The sequence below is a fragment of the Pseudotabrizicola sediminis genome, from assembly GCF_004745575.1.
GTDB lineage: Bacteria > Pseudomonadota > Alphaproteobacteria > Rhodobacterales > Rhodobacteraceae > Pseudotabrizicola > Pseudotabrizicola sediminis.
Genome location: NZ_RPEM01000001.1, coordinates 486,588 through 504,298, shown reverse-complemented (window position 1 = coordinate 504,298; position 17,711 = coordinate 486,588). Strand labels below are relative to the sequence as shown.

Sequence of the window (17,711 nt, the reverse complement as noted above, 5' to 3'; positions counted from 1 at the left end):
GTTCCGATACTGCGCCGAAGCGGGGCAGGGGTTCTGCAAAACGAAGGAAATGGTGAATGGCGGCCCAACTGGACGAACTGGACCGGAAAATCCTTGGCGAATTGCAGCTGGATTCCAGCCAGTCGCTGGATGAAATCGCGCGCAAGGTGGGGTCGTCGAAAACGCCGGTGTGGAACCGCATCCGCCGGATGCGCGAACAGGGCGTGATCACCCGTCAGACCGCGATTCTGGACGCCGAGGCGCTGGGGCTGGAGGCCTGCTTCTTCGTGCTGATCCGCACGTCAGAGCATGAGGCCGAATGGCAGCGCAAGTTCCTCAAAACCCTGCGCGACCGCCCCGAAGTGCTGGAGGCGCACCGGCTGGCGGGCGATATCGACTATATCCTGAAAGTGCGGGTCAGGAATGCCCGCGCCTATGATCAGTTCTATCAGGCGCTGATTTCCGAGGTGAAGATCTACAACGTGACAGCCCTGCTGAGCATGGAAGAGATCAAGTCCACCACCGTGCTGCCATTATAGGGTCGCCCAGACCTCACGCCACCAGCAGCACCTTCAGGATCGCGTGGCCATAGGGGCTGGCGCAGGCGTCATCGCGCCAGCAACAGCCGCTCCAGCCCGTGGAAGTGGTAAACATCAGCGTAGCGGGGGGCTTCGGCCAGACGCAGGCCGGGCAGGCGGCGAAACAGTATGGGCAGGGCGATCTGCAGTTCCAGCCGGGCCAGCGGCGCGCCGACGCAGAAATGCAGGCCCGCGCCGAAGGTCAGGTTAGGCTTTGCGGTGCGCCCCGGCAAAAAGTGGTCGGGGCGGTCCCACAGGGCCGGGTCGCGGTTGGTGGCCCCCAGCAGCAGCGCCACCTGATCGCCGCGCGCGAAGGTATGGCCCATCACCTCAACGCTTTCATAGGCGGTGCGGGTGAACATGTGCAGCGCCGGGTCGAAGCGCAGGATCTCTTCTACCGTGTCCTGCACCGTGTCGGGCGACAGGATCTGCGCCACAGATCCGGTTTCCAGCAGGGTTTTCACGCCATTGCCGATGGTGTGCACCGTCGCCTCGTGCCCTGCGTTCAGCAAAAGGATGCAGGTGGTGATCAGCTCATCCGTCGACAGGCGTTCGCCGTCGCTTTCGGCCGCGATCAGCTGGGTGATCAGGTCATCGGCGGGGGCTTTGCGGCGCTGTTCGACATAGCCGCGCAGAAAGTCGGAGAAGTCGCGCGCGGCATCACTGGCCGCAACCTCCATGTCATGCGTGCGCCGCGCCTGATACATGCCGACCATCGCGTTGGACCAGCGCAGAAGCTGCCCCGCCATATCCTCGGGTACGCCCAGAAGGCGGGCGATGATGATCACCGGCAGGGCCTGCGCAAAGCCGGTGATCAGGTCGAATTCGCCCTCCGGCAGCGCGTCGATCAGGCTGTGGCTCAGGCTTTCGACATCCGGCTGCAACCCGGCGATCCGGCGCGAGGTGAAGGCGCGCAGCACAAGGCTGCGCAGGCGGGTGTGGCGTGGCGGCTCCAGCTCCAGCATCGAATGCGCCTCGACCGCGTAGAACGGGGCGGTGTGCGGGGCAATCGGGCGCGCGAGGTCGGGCGGCACCTCGCGGCCAAAGCGGCGGTCGCGGAAGATGGCATTGGCCGCCGCCGCGACAGGCGTGCAGATCAGCCCGTAGTCCTGCCAGTGAAAGAACGGGCCGGCGGCGCGGGCACGTTCGTAGAACGGATAGGGATTCTGGACAAAATCCGGCTCGGTCGGGGATTGGGACAGGGTCTGCATGGGCATGGGCTTACCCGCGCAGGCGGGACGGGTGCAAGAGGCCTTGTGCCACCATCACCCCCACCGCCACCAGCGCCGCGCCAAACACCTGATGCCAGAGCCACGGGCCGCCAAAGGCGAACAGGATCAGCATCACATAGAAGGGCGTGGCGTTGATGTGCAGCGAAGCGATGCCGATCCCCAGCCGCCCGACCGAGGTGATCCACAGCACCTGCGACAGGGCAAGTGCGGCAAAGGCATAGACAAACATCGCCCCGGCCTCGGGCAGGCCAAGCGCGTCCCATTCGGGTGCGGGTAGGCCAAACAGCGTGGCCAGCCCCGCCATCACCACAGCCGCCAGCGCGCCGCCGCAGAGCGTGATCGTCGTGCGCCCCAAGGGCGACAGGCGGGGATAGGCGGTCACCGTCCAGCGCGAGCTGAAGGTGAAGATCACGATGGACCCAAGGCACAGAAGCGCCCCCAGCACCGTACCACCACCCGATCCGCCCCCGTCCAGCGCGATCAGCCCGCCCAACAGCGAAAGCCCGATGCCAAGGATCAGCGCGCGCGTGATCCGGCGGCCATCAAGAACTACCTCGATCCCCATGCCGATGATCGGCATGGCGGCAGAAACGATGGCCACCGTCACCGCATCAGACCTTGCCTGCCCCAGGATCAGCCCAAAGGCCCCAAGGCTGTTGACCGCCCCGATCATCAGCCCGATGCCCCATGCGGCGCCCAGAATGGCGCGCGATCCGTCGAGCAGCCACCAGACCGGCAGCAGGGCAAGCGCGGCAATGGTCATCCGCGCGGCGGTCAGGGTCAGGGCCGGTACATGCGGGATCAGCAGGTCTGCCGCCGGAAGCCCCGCCGCCCAGACCAGCATAGATCCGGCGCAGGCCAGATGCGCCAGCGCAAGCGAGGGTCGGGGCAGGGTGGCGGGTACGACGGTCATCTGGCCTTGATGCCTGTCGCCACCGCCGCAGGCTTGCCTGCCCGCGACGCAACCCGTGCCGCAATCAGGCACCGGGATCAGCGCAGCCGCTCAGGCCGCAGACAGCGCCGCGACAATCGCGCCGAAATCAGCGGCCTTCAGACTGGCCCCGCCGACCAGCGCGCCGTCCACATGCGGCACCGCGAAAATCTCGGCGGCATTCGACGGCTTGACCGACCCGCCGTACAGCAGGCGCACGCCATCGGCTTGCGCGCCGATCCGCGCGGTCAGGCGGGCGCGGATGAACGCGTGCACCTCGGCAATTTCGGCAATTGTGGGCGTGCGTCCGGTGCCAATGGCCCAGACCGGTTCATAGGCCACCACCAAGTTTGCGGCGGTGGAGGCTTCGGGCACCGACCCCACCAGCTGACGACCGATCACATCCAGCGTGTCGCCCGCATCGCGCTGAGCTTCGGTTTCACCAATGCAGACCACCGCGACCAGACCGGCCACCTGCGCCGCCTGCGCCTTGGCCATCACCTGCGCATCTGACTCGTGGTGGTCGGTGCGGCGTTCGGAATGGCCGACGATCACACAGGCCGCCCCGGCATCGGCCAGCATGCCAGCCGAGACATCCCCTGTATGCGCGCCATTTGTGCCGGCGTGGCAATCCTGCCCGCCCACCAGCAGCGCCGTGCCGCGTGCCAGATCGGCCATCCGCGCAAGCAGCGTGGCTGGCGGGCACAGCAGCATGTCACAGGCCGGGGCAGGATGGGCGTTCAGCAGCGCCACCACCTCGGACAGGCTGGCCTGCGTTCCGTTCATCTTCCAGTTTCCAGCCGCCAGTTTGCGCATCTCGCCTTCTCCACAGTTCAGATTGACACAGTTCAGATTGACAGGGCGCGATCATAGAAGCCGGTCCTGATGACACAAGCGCCAATCGCGCGGCATCGCGCTCTTGAACCACATCAGATTTTGCGGGCCGAAAATAATGTAAAAATGTTTTACATCGCATCTTGACCGAAGGGCAGGGCGTGCGCATCTTGTGTCATGTGAAAGGCATTCACATTACGACCTGACGGGCATGACGCCCCGAAAGGGGTGCCAACCGGGCACGCAGCCGCCGAGATGGAGAGACGCTATGACCTATTCCCCCGATACCACCGCCAAAGCGCCTGCGCTCGGCGGCCTGACAGACAGACTGCGCCGTGCCGAAGACTGGATGGATGAACGGGGCCGTGGGGCGTGGATCGCCGCCATGGTGCTGGGCTTTGTCTTTGTCTGGCCGGTCGGGCTGGCCCTGGTGATATACATGACCTACGCCAACAAATGGAGCAAAAGCATGTTCAAAGGTAAATTCTGCGCCAGCCGCCGCGATGGTGGCACCAGCCGTCACGCCGCCTGGCGGTCTTCGGGCAACAGCGCTTTTGACGCCTACAAGGCCGATACGCTGCGCCGCCTGGAAGACGAACAGGGTGCCTTCGAGTCCTTCCTGCAGCGTCTGCGCGACGCCAAGGACAAGCAGGAATTCGACAGTTTCATGGAAGACCGCGCCAAAGGGGCCGCGCGCCCGCCGGTTGCTGCCGAAGCTGGCCCGCGTGGCGAGTATTGATGTCTGAGATGTGGCGGCCCGGTTGCGGGCCGCCGCCCCTATCCGCCCTTTTCCGCACGAACCCTCTTGTTCAGGACCGATTGCCATGCGCACTGTTTCCCCTATGACGATGTCCGATATGCAACCCGACCCCGAGCGCCATGCCGCGTTTTACGAAGGTGTCCTGCCCAAGCGCTTTCTGGCTTGGGTGCTGGACCTTGTGCTGATCGGTCTGGCGACGGCGCTGATCGTGCCGTTCACGGCCTTTACTGCCCTGTTTTTCCTGCCAGCGCTGTTTTTGGTGGTCGGCTTTGTCTATCGTTGGCTGACCCTGTCGGGCCGTTCGGCCACCTGGGGCATGCGGTTGATGAACATCGAATTTCTTGACCGCAATGGCCAGCGTTTTGATGGTGCGAACGCATTGCTGCACACGCTGGGCTATACGTTGTCGATGGCTTTCGTTGCGCCGCAGGTGGTGTCGGTCGTGCTGATGCTGACCTCGTCACGCGGGCAGGGCCTCAGCGATCTGGTGATGGGCTCGGTGGCGATCAACAGTCCGGCCACACGCTGACCCATCCGAGATGATCAAGTGATGGCGTGCGACAAATGCCGTCTTGGCGTCCGGCGCGTGGCTTGCTAACGTGATACATCTTTTCACAATCAGTCAGCCATGCGCCACACCCTTCCCATTGCGCCCCAGTTCTATGTGACGGCTCCGCAGCCCTGTCCGTACCTTGAGGGGCGGATGGAGCGGAAGCTGTTTACGGCGCTGCAGGGCGAACATGCGCAGCGGCTGAATGATACGCTGTCAAAGCAGGGGTTCCGCCGCAGCCAGAATGTGCTGTACCGCCCGTCTTGTTCCGAATGCTCGGCCTGTCTGTCGGCCCGCATCCGGGTGGCTGATTTTCAGCCCAGCCGGACCCAGCGCCGCGTCATGCGCCGTGCAGCGCATCTGCGCCGCAATGCCACCAGCCCCTGGGCCACCGAAGATCAGTTCGCGCTGTTCCGCCGCTATCTGGATGCGCGCCACGCCGATGGTGGCATGGCCGACATGGATATCTTTGAATTCGCCGCGATGATCGAGGAAACCCCGATCAAAAGCCGGGTGATCGAGTACACCCGCCCGCATGCAGCGGGGGGCCGCGGGGCTGCGCTGGCTGCGGTCTGCCTGACCGATGTGTTCGATGACGGGCTGTCGATGGTCTACAGCTTTTACGACCCCGATCTGGTTGATCTGTCGCTTGGCACCCATATCATCCTGGACCATATCGCCATCGCGCGCGAGGCGGGGCTACCTTACGTCTACCTTGGCTATTGGGTGCCGGGCAGCCGCAAGATGGGCTACAAGGCCGGGTTTTCCGCGCTGGAGATTTACAAGGGCGGCGCGTGGCAGGATTTGGGTGATCCCGCCGCGCACCGGGCCGAGTTGCACCCGCTATCGATGGACCCGATTGCCGAACAGGTCGCCCGCATCAACCTGCCCGAAGCCCGCCCGCACCGGGACTGATCTGCCGCACTGGACGGGGCGGGCTGGATTTCCTATATAATCCCTCAACAACCCTTGATGAGGTCGGAATGAACAGCGAAACAAAAGTCGAGGGCACCCCGCTCATCAAACCATCGAGCACCGATCATCCGTTGTATGACTCGGTGGTCGATGCCTGCCGCACGGTGTTTGACCCGGAAATCCCGGTGAACATCTTTGATCTGGGGCTGATCTACACGGTTGAGATTGATACGGAAAACGCGGTCAGTATCATCATGACCCTGACCGCCCCCGGCTGCCCGGTGGCGGGTGAGATGCCGGGCTGGGTCGCCGATGCGGTAGAGCCGCTGGCTGGCGTCAAGCAGGTTGATGTGCAGATGACCTTTGATCCGCCCTGGGGGATGGAGATGATGAGCGATGAGGCCCGGCTGGAACTGGGCTTCATGTAGGCGTTACAACAGTTGTAGCGATCTGAATGCAAGCCATCCGGCTTGCATTTTTCATTTGCAAGCCGTTTGGCTTGCTCTAGGGGTGCTGGATGTTTGGCTTGTTTGTTGAAAATCCAACGCACTTGGCTTGCATCAAAGAGTGCAGGCCGTTTGACTTGCATATTGGCAATGCAAGTCATATGACTTGCGCATGGCCCAGTTTCACGCAGTCCTTACCGGCGATCTGATCCTGTCAACCCGCGGCACTGCGGCGCAGGTCGATGACACCATGATGGTGATCGAAGAGGCGGTGGACCGGTTCGGCGATGACACCCGCTTTCACCGCTATCGTGGTGACGGCTGGCAGGCCTATATCGGCGCGGCGGGGCGGGGTCTGGAGGCCATGCTGTTCCTTGCCGCGCAACTGCGCGCCATGGATCTTCTGTCCAGCCGAATGGCACTTGGGTTGGGCGATGCCACCGGCTTTGACACGGGCACTCTTGGAACGGCGGGGGGAACGGCCTTTGTCCAGTCCGGCCGGGCGCTGGATGCGATGACCGATGGCCAGTGGCTGGCCCTGGCCGGGAAAGGGGTGGACCCGCTGCACCATGCGCTGATGGCCTATCTTGACGCGCAGGTGCAGGGCTGGTCGCCGGAACAGGCCGAGGCGGTCGCCCTGTCGCTCGACCCCGACGGGCCGTACAGCCAGCAGGTGCAGGCCGAGCGGTTGGGGATTTCGCGGCAGGCCTTCGCGGCGCGCTTGTCGGCGGCCGGGTTCGATCTGACGCGGCAGGCCACCCGCGCCTTTGCCGCGCAGTTTGCGCAAGGGGCTGCTGATGGCTGAAACCCTTGCCCTGCTGCTGCTGGCGCATGTGCTGGCGGATTTCGTGCTGCAACCGGGACGCATGGCACTGGCCAAGGCCGGGGGGCACATCGGCTGGATGATGGCGCATATCGGGGTGGTGGGCGCGGTTGCCACTGTGCTGCTGGGCGTGCAGACGCCGCAGGCGGCGGCCTGGGTGGCGGGACTGAGCCTGGCGCATCTTGGAATTGATGCGGCCAAGGTGGCGATTGGCGCGCGCCTGTCGGGGATTGCCGCCTTTGTCGCCGATCAGGCGGCGCATCTGGTGACGCTGGGCCTGGTCGCCGGCCTTGCGCCGCAGCTTTGGGCGCAGGGGCTGTGGGCCGCGCACGCCCCGCTCTGGCTGCCCGCCGCAGCAACGGTGATCGCAGGTGCGGTGCTGGCCACCCGTGCGGGTGGCTTTGCGCTTGGTCTGCTGATGCGGCCCTGGGGCGAGGTGGGCCTGGACGGTCTGCCCGGCGGTGGCCGGATCATCGGGATGCTGGAGCGCGGGATCATCTTTGTGCTGATCCTGGCGGGCGAGCCCGGCGGCATCGGCTTTCTGATCGCCGCCAAATCCGTGCTGCGCTTTGGCGCGGTCAAGGAGGAGTCGCGGCTGTCGGAATATGTCATCATCGGCACGCTGGCGTCCTTCGGCTGGGCGATGCTGACGGCGATCGGCACGGTGATGGTGTTATCATCGCTGCCACCGCTTGGAATTCCCGACCTTTCGCCTTAGATTGGGGACAGAGACAGGAGCACCCCATGTTTGGCATCCCCGGCAAAGCCGCCGTTACCCTGACCCCCCTTGCCGCCAGCCAGATTGCGCGGCTGATGGCAAAAGACGGCCGTCAGGGCCTGCGCATCGGCGTCAAGAAAGGCGGTTGTGCGGGGATGGAATACACCATGGATTACGTGTCCGAGGTGAACCCGTTGGACGCTGTGGTGGAACAGGACGGTGCCCGGGTGATGATTGCACCCATGGCGCAGATGTTTCTGATCGGCACCGAGATCGACTATGAGGTTGACCTGCTGCACGCCGGGTTCAAGTTCCGCAACCCCAACGTGGCCGAGGCCTGCGGCTGCGGCGAGTCGATCAAGTTCAAGGACGCGCCCGCCGCCTGAGTTGGCTTTAAGACAATTGAGCGGCTGCGCCGCATTGTTTTTCAGTCGCCTCTGGCCTGCGGCCAACCGGCTCCGCACAGCGCTTCGCGCGGGCGTATCTGGGAAAGGTGCGGATCCGTGGGCAGAGCCCCTTCCACCGTTTCCGCCTGTGATATGCGTCAGGAATTGACCCTGCCTGCATCCTTGGTCAAAGCTGCGGCCATGATGACCGATTTTTCAGCACGGCTGACCCGATCTCCGCATCCTTTTGACCGCGCCACCGGAGACGAGGCACGGGTTGCCTTTGCCGATCTGGGACCGGAGGTGGCGGAACTGTTGGCGGGGGCGGCCGGGTGCAGCCCCTACCTTCGTGGGCTGATGTCGCGCGAGGCCGACTGGCTGCGCACGGCTTTGGCGGCGGGGCCGGAGGCCGCACTGGACGCCGAATTTGCCCGGATCGAGGCGTTGTCGCTGGACGATCTGGGCGCAGGCTTGCGGCAGGCCAAGCGGCGGACCGCGCTCATGACGGCGCTGTGTGATCTGGGCGGGGTCTGGGCGCTGGAGGAGGTTACCGGCGCGTTGACCGGGCTGGCCGACCGCGCGGTGCATCTGGCGATGATCAGGCTGGTCGCCGAAGAGATCCGGCGTGGCAAGATACCCGGGGCAGTGTCTGAGGATGCGGCGACGGCGGCGGGGATGGTCTGCCTTGCCATGGGCAAGATGGGCGCGGGAGAGCTGAATTATTCGTCCGACATCGACCTGATCTGCCTGTTTGACGAGACCCGCTATCCGGGTGTGGAACAGGAGGCGCGGGCGGCCTTCATTCGCGTCACCCGCAAGATGACGGCGATCCTGTCGGATCTGACCGGGGATGGCTATGTCTTCCGCACCGATCTGCGCTTGCGGCCCGATGCTTCTGTGACGCCGGTGTGCCTGTCGATGGCGGCGGCGGAAAGCTATTATGAAAGCGTCGGCCGCACATGGGAGCGCGCGGCCTATATCAAAGCCCGGCCCTGTGGTGGCGATCTGGCGGCGGGGGCGCGGTTTCTGAAGACGCTGACCCCCTTTGTCTGGCGCAAGCATCTGGATTTCGCCGCGATTCAGGACGCGCATGACATGCGCCTGCGCATCCGCGAGCATCGCGGGCTGAACGGGCGGGTTGTGGTCGAGGGCCACAACATGAAGCTGGGGCAGGGTGGCATCCGCGAGATCGAGTTCTTTACCCAGACAAGGCAGCTGATTGCGGGCGGGCGCGACCCTGACCTGCGGGACTGCACCACGGTAGGGGGGCTGGCGGTGCTGGCTGAGAAAGGCTGGGTGCCGGAGAACGTGGCGCAGGAGCTGACCACGCTGTACCGCGCGCACCGCGAGCTGGAGCATCGGTTGCAGATGGTGGGGGATGCACAGACCCATGATCTGCCGGTCACCGCCGAAGGGGTGGCGCGGATCGCCGCTTTCTGCGGGCAGGAGGAGGCGGCGTTCCGTGAGGGGTTGCTGGAGCGGATTGCGCGGGTCGATACGTTGACCGATGCCTTCTTTGCCCCCGGCGAGGCAGAAACCGGGCCGGAGCTGTCCGAGGCGGCGGGCAAGATTGTGGCGGGCTGGATGCATTACCCGGCGCTGCGATCCGAGCGGGCGCAGGCGATTTTCAAGCGCTTGCGTCCGCAGCTGTTGAAGCAGCTGCACCGCGCCGCCAACCCGGATGAGGCGCTGCGCGCGCTGGATGGGTTCATGGGCGGGTTGCCTGCCGGGGTGCAGATCTTTTCGCTGTTCGAGGCCAATCCGACGCTGATCGAACTGATCATCGACATCGCGGGCACCTCGCCGTCGCTGGCGCGGCATCTGTCGCGCAATGCGGGTGTGCTGGATGCGGTGATCGGCGGCAGTTTCTGGACCGCTTGGCCGGGAACGGCGGGTTTGCGGGCGGACTTGGCAAAGGTGCTGGACGAGGTGCCGGATTACGAGAAGAAGCTGGATACCGCCCGGCGCTGGACGCGGGAATGGCATTTCCGCGTCGGCGTGCATCATTTGCGCGGCTTGATTGACGCGTTCGAGGCCGGAAAATCCTATGCCGATCTGGCCGATGCGGTGGTCGGCGCATTGTGGCCCGTTGTGGCGGCAGAATTTGCCCGCAAGCACGGGGCCATGCCGGGGCGCGGGGCGGTGCTGATCGGAATGGGCTCGATGGGCGCGCAGCGGTTGAATGCGGGGTCGGATCTGGACCTGATCATGATTTATGATGCGGCGGGGATAGAGGAGTCCACCGGTCCGAAACCGCTTGCCACGCGGCCCTATTATGCGCGCCTTACGCAGGCGATGGTGACGGCGCTGACGGCGCAGATGTCGGAGGGGCGGCTGTATGAGGTGGACATGCGGCTGCGGCCATCCGGGCGGCAGGGGCCGGTGGCGACGGGATGGCAGAGCTTCACCGGCTATCAGGAGGATGAGGCCTGGACCTGGGAGCATCTGGCGCTGACGCGCGCACGGGCGCTGGCGGGGGATGCGGGGCTTGCGGCGGAATGGGAGGCGTTCCGGCGCGACCTGCTGGCCCGTAAGGGCAAGGGAGAGACGGTGCGCGCCGATGTTGCCGCCATGCGGCAGCGGTTGCAGGCGGCCAAGCCTGCCAAGGGCAGCTGGGAGGCCAAGAACGGTGCCGGTCGGCTGATGGATGTGGAGCTGTGCGCGCAGATGCTGGCGCTGATCGGCGGCAGCCCCGCGCGCGGGGTCGAGCGCCAGATTGCGGCGGGATCGGCGGCGGGTGTGTCGCAGGCGGATCAGACGGCGCTGCTGGACGCCTACAGACTGCTGTGGCGGCTGCAATGCGGCACCCGGCTGCTGACCGAAGGGCCACTGGAGATGGAGGGGCTTGGCATCGGCGGGCGGGCGTTTTTGTTGCGCGAAACGGGCGAGGCCAGCGCCGAGGCGCTGACCGCGCGGCTGGAGGCGGTGACGGGCCGTGCGGACCGGGTGATCACCGGGCTGATGGGGGACCTTGATGGGGAGAGCGGTGATGCGGCAGGATGAGGCAGACCCCAAAGGGCTGGTACGCGAAAGCTACCGGATCGAGGGGATAACGGGGCCGGAGTGCCGGTCGATCTTCATCGACTGGGCGCTGAGCCTGCAGCCGGGGGTGGATGTGGACGAGGCGCTGCGGGCGGTGCTGGCCGAATATGCGCTGGCCGCACCAGACCACCCGATGAGCGCGGTGCTGACGCAGGCGCTGGTGCGCCCGGACCCGCCGCGCCGCAGGGGTGGACGGGCGGCACGGTTGGGCGCATAGGAGGCGCCGGGGGCCACAGGGCCGATGGGTCTCCCTGGTCTTGATGAGGGCGTGTCTGGCACCTCGCGGTGCAGGGCCCGGGTCACGCCGGCGCGGGGCAAATTTGACAGTCGGATATGCGATGAAAACCAGACGCCGCATTCTGCATCCTCTACGTCTGGCGCGGGCCATTGTGACGCATCGGCGCTCGGCCGGGAATGATCTTGTGCTGGCGACGGTTCTGGCGGGAATCGCCGGGGCCGCGAATGCGGGCGGATTTTTCGCGTTGGGGCAATACACATCGCATATGACCGGATATCTGTCGCAACTGGCCGACAATCTGGTGACCCTGAACCTGCGGATTGTCTTTGTCAGCGCTCTGGCCATCACGGCTTTTGTCGCCGGTGCGGGCCTGAGCACGGTGCTGATCCATCTGGCCCGCGCGGCCGCGATCCGGCTGCAGTTTGCCTGGCCCCTGGCGGTGCAGGGGATGTTTCTGTTCTGCTTTGCCTTTGGCGGCACCCTGACCAGCGAGGCAGGCCGGCTGTTCGCACTGGCCTGCCTGTGTTTCATCATGGGGATGCAGAATGCGACGATCACCAAGATCTCGGGCGCGCGCATCCGCACGACGCATGCAACCGGCATGATCACCGATATCGGGATAGAAGCCGGGCGCGCCTGTCTTTGGCTGGTGCGGCCCGGACTTGGCGTGCGGGTGGACGGTGTCAAGCTGCGGATCCTGCTGCGGCTGGTGGGTGCCTTTCTGGGCGGAGGGGTGATCGGTGCGCTGGGATATGGCCAGATCGGGTTCTTCTTCTCGATGCCGCTTGCACTGATCCTTCTGGCGATCAGCGTGCCTGCCCTGTTGCAGCACAAACGCTGATCTGATGGCCCGAGGCCAATATCTGGGCCGATGATCGGGGGGCCGGAACCGCTGATCCTCAGCCGCGTTACGTGGTTAAACCAAGGAGCATCCCCCCAAGTGACCCAACCCCAGATTTTGTTGTTTGCGCTGTTTGCGGCGCTCGTCGTGCTGATGATCTGGGGGCGGTGGCGGCATGATATCGTGGCCTTTGCCGGGCTGATCGTGGGCGTTCTGATCGGCGTGGTGCCGGTGGACGAGGCGTTTTCGGGCTTTGCGCATCCGGCGGTGGTGACGGTGGCATTGGTGCTGGTGGTGTCAGCTGGGTTGATCCGGACGGGGGCGATCAATGCACTGGCCCGGGTGCTGTCGGACCCGGATCTTCCGGTGTCGATGCATGTCTTGCGGTTGGGGGCGGTGGGGGCGCTGTTGTCGGCGGTGATGAACAACGTGACAGCGCTTGCGCTGCTGATGCCCGTTGATGTGGCGACCGCGCGCAAAGCCGGGCGGGGGGCGGGGCTGACGCTGATGGCGCTGGCCTTTGCCACCATCCTGGGCGGGATGATCACGCTGATCGGCACGCCGCCGAACCTGATCATTTCGAGCTTTCGCGCCGAGACGACAGGCACAGGCTTTGGCTTCTTCGATTTCGCCTATGCGGGCGGGATCGTGGCGGTGGCGGGGCTATTGTTCGTGGCCTTCGTCGGCTGGCGGCTGGTGCCGCAGCGTCATGACGGCACTGCGGCCGAGGATGCCGCAGCGCGGATGCGCGATTATGTGGCCGAACTGGTGGTACCAGAGGCGGCAAAGACGATCGGCCAGACCAAGGCCGAACTGCGCGCCGCGTGCGAAAAGCTGGGGGCCAGCCTGATTGCCGTCAAGCGCCGCGGGCGGCGGGTCTACGGCGCGCCCGCCAGCATTGTGCTGGAACTCGGCGATATTCTGCTGGTCGAGGCGAACCCGACCCTGCTGGAAGAGGTTCGGGTCGAGATGCAGCTGGCTTACCCGGATGGCCTGTCGGCAGATGCCCCCCGGATCGCGTTGGCCGGTGAGGTGATGGTGGAATTCGTCGTGACCAATGCGTCGCGCATTGTGGGGCGCACGGCGCGGCAGGCGCGGCTGGCGGTGGATCACGACTCGGTTCTGCTGGGTATTCTGCGGCGCGACCGCACCCTGCATGACAAGCTGCGCGACACCAAGATTCTGGCGGGCGATATCCTGCTGGTGCTGATCCCCGAGACGGAGGCAGAGGCGATTGCCGACGCGCTGCGCCTGCTGCCGCTGAGCCGGCGCGAGACGGTGACGATGGAAAAGCGCGCGGTGTGGGCGGTGCTGATGTTTGTCGCCGCGATTGCGGCGGTCAGCCTGGGGCTGGTGACCATGCCGGTGGCGCTGGGGGCGGTGGTGATCGGCTACGTGCTGGTCAAGGTGCTGGGGGTCGAGGATCTGTATGATCACATCGACTGGCCGGTGATCATCCTGCTCGCCTCGCTGATCCCGCTTGGGATGGCGATGGACAGCACCGGCGCGTCGGGGCTGATTGCGGGGGCGCTGGCGGCGGCGACATCGGGGCTGCCAGCCTGGGTGGGACTTTTGGTGCTGATGGTGTCGACGATGTTCATCTCGGACGTGCTGAACAACAACGCCACCGCCATTCTGGCGGCCCCGGTGGGCATCAGGCTTGCGGAAGCGACGGGGACCAATGCCGATTCCTATCTGATGGGGGTGGCGATTGCGGCGTCCTGTGCGTTTCTGACCCCGATCGGGCATCAGAACAACACCATCGTCATGGGGCCGGGAAGCTACCGGTTTTCGGATTACTGGCGGATGGGACTGCCGCTGGAGGCGATCGTGATCGTGGTGGGGATGCCGGCGATCCTGTGGTTCTGGCCGTTGTAAACCGGCGGTACCCCGGCGCAAAATCTGCCCAGGCGCGCAGAATTCATGAAACCGAACCGGCGATTGCGGCGTTGGTGTGTAACTTCACACAGTTGACCGACATTGGTGCTGACACGGCACCTGTCCCTGTTTCCGGAGACCCGCACAATGGCCCGCATGGTGACTGACGCGACGCATGACGATGGTTCTGCCGATCTGGTGGCAATCGTTCTCGCCGGGGGGCGCGGCTCGCGGCTCCATGAGTTAACCGAGCGGACCTGTAAACCGGCGCTGCCCTTTGCGCGGCGGCGGCGGATTGTCGATTTCACCTTTGAAAACATCGCGCGGTCGGGGCTGCACTGCGTGATCCTGGCCAGCGAGTATCGGGCCGGGCCGCTGGAAGACTATGTGCAGGCCGCCTGGTCCGGGCGGTTGGGCGAAGGGGCGCTGCGGTTGCGGCGGGGGTCTGACCTGCCCGACTCGCCGTTGGGGTATACGGGTACGGCGGATGCGGTGTGGAAGAACCGGGCCGAACTCGATGCGCTGGGCGCGCGTGAGGTGCTGATCCTGTCGGCGGATCATGTGTATGAAATGGACTATCGCCCGCTGATCGCGGCGCATCGCGCCTCGGGCGCGCGGATCACCGTGGCGGCGCAGCCGGTGCCGTGCGATGCGGCGCGCGGCTTTGGCGTGATCACGGCAAATGCGGGTGGGCAGATCCGGGATTTCGTGGAAAAGCCTGCGGATCCGCCGACCCTGCCGGGTGACCCCGATCACGCACTGGCCAGCATGGGCATTTATATCTGCGACTGGCACTGGCTGCGCGATGTGCTGACGCGCGACGCGCAACGGGAAGACAGCGGCCATGATTTCGGCCATGACATCCTGCCGCAGGCGGTGGCGGCGGGTGATGCCTTTGCTTGGATCTGGGACACCGAGCGCGGGCGGCCCGCGTTCTGGCGCGATGTGGGCACGCTGGACAGCTTGCGCGAGACTGCGCTGCTGTTTGAGTCGGGTCAGGTGCCCTGCGCCCTGCCATCGCCCGATCTGGCCGATCTCGATCCGGTGCTGTCGCGCTTTGGCATGTCGACTACGGTGGGGGGGCTTCGGCTGTTTGCGCCACTGCACAGCCCGGCCGGCAAATCCGGTTGGGGCGTGATCGAGCAATCGGTGCTGATGGAGGGCGCGCGGCTGTCGCCGGGCTGCCGCTTGACACGGGCGCTGATCGCGCCGGGTGTGACGCTGCCCGAAGGGCTGGTGGTGGGCGAAGACCCGGTGGAAGATGCGCGCTGGTTCCGGGTGACACCGGGGGGCACCACGCTGGTGACAACCCAGATGCTGTCGCGCCGGGCCGCACGCATGCCCCGCACGGCCCGCCCCGGGCGGTTGAAATTTTTCCAACAGATGGTGTCGTGATGCTGAAAGCCGTAATGCAGGATGTGGCCTTTGACCGGGACGCAGGCCATCCTGATGCCCTTGGGGCGGAACACAACGGTGAGGGTGTCAATTTCGCGCTGTTTTCCGACCATGCCGAGCGGGTGGAGCTGTGCCTGTATGGTCCCGATGGCCAGACCGAAACCGCCCGCATGGACATGCCCGACATGGAGGGCGGGGTCTGGTTTGGCTTTGTGCCCGGGCTGGCACCGGGGCAGGCCTATGGCTACCGTGCGCACGGGGCCTATGCCCCGGAAGCGGGGCACCGCTTCAACGCCAACAAGCTGCTGCTGGACCCCTATGCGCGGCAGCTGACCGGGCCGCTGCAGTGGGATGATGCGCTGTTCGGCTATCCGGTGGGCGGCGAGGATACCGGGTTTGACGAGCGCGATTCCGCCCCGTTCATGCCGCGCGCGCTGGTGGTGGACCCGGCCTATGACTGGTCGGCGGACCGGGCCTTGCAGACCCCATGGGACAGGACGGTGATCTATGAAGCGCATGTCAAAGGGCTGACCATGCGCCATGACGGGGTGGTGCAGGCCGATCAGGGCACGTTTGCCGGGCTGGCCTCCGCCCCGGTGATCGACCATCTGAAGGCCTTGGGGATCACGGCGATTGAATTGTTGCCGGTGCAGTCCTTTGTGCAGGACCGGCATCTGCTGGAAAACGGCTTGTCGAATTACTGGGGTTACAACTCGCTGTCGTTCTTTGCGCCCAATGCGCCGTACCTCAAGACCGGCAAGCTGTCGGAAATCAAGGATGCGATCCGGCGGTTCCACGATGCCGGAATCGAGGTGCTGCTGGATGTGGTCTACAACCATACCGCCGAGGGCAATGAAATGGGGCCCACCCTGTCGTTCCGGGGGATCGACAATGCGTCCTATTACCTGCTGTCACCGGAAAACCCGCGACACAGTTTCGATACCACCGGCTGCGGCAACACGCTGAACGTGTCGCATCCGATGGTGCTGCGCATGGTGTTGGACAGCTTGCGCTATTGGGTCCAGGTCATGCATGTGGATGGCTTTCGCTTTGATCTTGCGTCGACCTTGGGGCGCGAAAGCGCGGGGTTCGAGCGCGAAGGCGCGTTCTTTGCCGCGATCCGTCAGGACCCGGTGCTGAGTCGCGTGAAGCTGATCGCCGAGCCTTGGGATATCGGCGAGGGCGGGTATCAGGTGGGCGGCTTTCCGTGGCCGTTCCGGGAATGGAACGACAAGGCGCGCGATGATCTGCGCAGCTATTGGCGGCGCGATGCGGGCAAGCGCGGCGATCTGGCGCAGCGCCTGCTGGGGTCGCCGGTGCAGTTCCACCATTCGCGGCGGCCTGCCACATCTTCGATCAACTTCATCGCGGCGCATGACGGGTTCACCCTGTGGGACACGCTATCGTATGACGGCAAGCACAATGACGCCAATGGCGAGGGCAATGCCGATGGCCATGACAACAACCTGTCGCACAACATGGGGGCCGAAGGGCCGACCGATGACCCCGGCATCACCCATGGCCGCTTGCGCCGCGCAAAGGCAATGCTGGCGACCCTTCTGATGTCGCAAGGCGTGCCGATGATATTGGCGGGCGACGAGATGGGTCATTCCCAGCAGGGCAACAACAACGCCTATTGTCAGGACAACGAGATTGCCTGGCTCAATTGGGCCGAGGCGAAGCCCGGGCTGGTGCAGGCGGTTGGGCAGATGATCGCCCTGCGCGCCGATCTGGGTCTGGCCCGGCGACGCTTTGCCGTGGGAGCGGGGGATGGCGACGGCATGGCCGATGAAGCGGTCTGGCTGCAGGCCGAAGGTCGCGAAATGACCGATGGTGACTGGGAGCACGAAGGTCCGCTGGGCCTGCTTTTGCGCCGGGCGGAGCGGGCCGATGTGCTGGTGCTGCTGAATGCAGGCGATGACAGCGGTTTTGCCTTACCCGAAGGTGACTGGACCCTGCGGCTGGACTCTGCGGCCGAGGCGGTGGTGCCGGATGGTGCGGGCGATGGTCCGGTATCGGGGCAAGTGATTGTCCCGGGGCAGTCTGTGCTGGTGTTTGTGCAAAGCTGAAAGTTGGGCCGGAACCGTAGCCGGGTGAACGGCGTTATACCCGTGAGGCTGCGCAAGGCGGCCAGACAGACCCCTCGCAACCGCGTGAAAGGAGTT

The 17,711-nt window shown here is 65.2% G+C and carries 17 protein-coding genes; 14 read left to right on the top strand and 3 right to left on the bottom strand.

Features of this window, described 5'->3' with window-relative positions; genetic code table 11:
- Window positions 1–56 precede the first annotated feature (56 nt).
- On the top strand, window positions 57–518 hold the full coding sequence (locus EEB11_RS02360; RefSeq protein ID WP_135428785.1) for an Lrp/AsnC family transcriptional regulator: 462 nt from the start codon (window positions 57–59) through the stop codon (window positions 516–518).
- 68 nt (window positions 519–586) lie between these two features.
- Here the strand turns inward: EEB11_RS02360 and EEB11_RS02355 are convergent, their stop codons facing one another.
- From EEB11_RS02355 to tpiA, 3 genes are all read right to left on the bottom strand, one after another.
- Window positions 587–1,768, bottom strand: coding sequence for a cytochrome P450 (locus EEB11_RS02355; protein WP_135428880.1), 1,182 nt, complete (start codon window positions 1,766–1,768; stop codon window positions 587–589).
- Between the two features lie 10 nt (window positions 1,769–1,778).
- Window positions 1,779–2,702, bottom strand: a complete 924-nt coding sequence (locus EEB11_RS02350; RefSeq protein ID WP_135428784.1) for a DMT family transporter — start codon at window positions 2,700–2,702, stop codon at window positions 1,779–1,781.
- A gap of 90 nt (window positions 2,703–2,792) precedes the next feature.
- Complete coding sequence (gene tpiA, locus EEB11_RS02345; RefSeq protein WP_135428783.1) at window positions 2,793–3,536, bottom strand: triose-phosphate isomerase; 744 nt, start codon at window positions 3,534–3,536, stop codon at window positions 2,793–2,795.
- 286 nt (window positions 3,537–3,822) lie between these two features.
- Here tpiA and EEB11_RS02340 point away from each other — a divergent pair, with 286 nt between their 5' ends.
- The 13 genes from EEB11_RS02340 (at window position 3,823) to glgX (ending at window position 17,615) form a co-directional block, all read left to right on the top strand.
- Window positions 3,823–4,293 carry a DUF2852 domain-containing protein gene (locus tag EEB11_RS02340; RefSeq protein ID WP_135428782.1) on the top strand — a complete coding sequence of 157 codons (471 nt, stop codon included), beginning with the start codon at window positions 3,823–3,825 and terminating at the stop codon, window positions 4,291–4,293.
- A gap of 85 nt (window positions 4,294–4,378) precedes the next feature.
- On the top strand, window positions 4,379–4,843 hold the full coding sequence (locus EEB11_RS02335; protein ID WP_245298734.1) for an RDD family protein: 465 nt from the start codon (window positions 4,379–4,381) through the stop codon (window positions 4,841–4,843).
- A gap of 99 nt (window positions 4,844–4,942) precedes the next feature.
- Entirely contained in the window at window positions 4,943–5,779 is an 837-nt protein-coding gene (locus tag EEB11_RS02330) for an arginyltransferase (protein WP_135428781.1), read from the top strand.
- A gap of 68 nt (window positions 5,780–5,847) precedes the next feature.
- The gene (locus EEB11_RS02325) at window positions 5,848–6,207 is read left to right on the top strand and encodes an SUF system Fe-S cluster assembly protein (RefSeq protein WP_135428780.1); all 360 of its coding nucleotides are present in this window, start codon (window positions 5,848–5,850) and stop codon (window positions 6,205–6,207) included.
- Between the two features lie 190 nt (window positions 6,208–6,397).
- Window positions 6,398–7,030, top strand: a complete 633-nt coding sequence (locus EEB11_RS02320) for a hypothetical protein (protein WP_135428779.1) — start codon at window positions 6,398–6,400, stop codon at window positions 7,028–7,030.
- Window positions 7,023–7,766, top strand: a complete 744-nt coding sequence (locus tag EEB11_RS02315; protein WP_135428778.1) for a DUF3307 domain-containing protein — start codon at window positions 7,023–7,025, stop codon at window positions 7,764–7,766. The genes EEB11_RS02320 and EEB11_RS02315 overlap by 8 nt, the downstream gene beginning before the upstream one ends.
- Before the next feature lie 26 nt (window positions 7,767–7,792).
- Complete coding sequence (locus tag EEB11_RS02310) at window positions 7,793–8,152, top strand: HesB/IscA family protein (RefSeq protein WP_135428777.1); 360 nt, start codon at window positions 7,793–7,795, stop codon at window positions 8,150–8,152.
- 204 nt (window positions 8,153–8,356) lie between these two features.
- Window positions 8,357–11,155, top strand: a complete 2,799-nt coding sequence (locus EEB11_RS02305; RefSeq protein ID WP_135428877.1) for a [protein-PII] uridylyltransferase family protein — start codon at window positions 8,357–8,359, stop codon at window positions 11,153–11,155.
- The gene (locus EEB11_RS02300; protein WP_135428878.1) at window positions 11,142–11,411 is read left to right on the top strand and encodes a hypothetical protein; all 270 of its coding nucleotides are present in this window, start codon (window positions 11,142–11,144) and stop codon (window positions 11,409–11,411) included. Before EEB11_RS02305 ends, EEB11_RS02300 begins: the two co-directional genes overlap by 14 nt.
- A 121-nt stretch (window positions 11,412–11,532) precedes the next feature.
- A complete protein-coding gene (locus tag EEB11_RS02295) occupies window positions 11,533–12,273 on the top strand; it encodes a YoaK family protein (protein ID WP_135428776.1) in 741 nt (246 codons plus the stop codon).
- A 99-nt stretch (window positions 12,274–12,372) separates the two neighbouring features.
- Window positions 12,373–14,151: an SLC13 family permease gene (locus tag EEB11_RS02290; RefSeq protein WP_135428775.1), complete on the top strand. Its 1,779-nt coding sequence runs from the start codon at window positions 12,373–12,375 to the stop codon at window positions 14,149–14,151.
- A 147-nt stretch (window positions 14,152–14,298) separates the two neighbouring features.
- Window positions 14,299–15,546 carry a sugar phosphate nucleotidyltransferase gene (locus tag EEB11_RS02285; protein WP_245298733.1) on the top strand — a complete coding sequence of 416 codons (1,248 nt, stop codon included), beginning with the start codon at window positions 14,299–14,301 and terminating at the stop codon, window positions 15,544–15,546.
- Window positions 15,546–17,615: a glycogen debranching protein GlgX gene (gene glgX / locus EEB11_RS02280; protein ID WP_135428774.1), complete on the top strand. Its 2,070-nt coding sequence runs from the start codon at window positions 15,546–15,548 to the stop codon at window positions 17,613–17,615. Before EEB11_RS02285 ends, glgX begins: the two co-directional genes overlap by 1 nt.
- Window positions 17,616–17,711 lie beyond the last annotated feature (96 nt).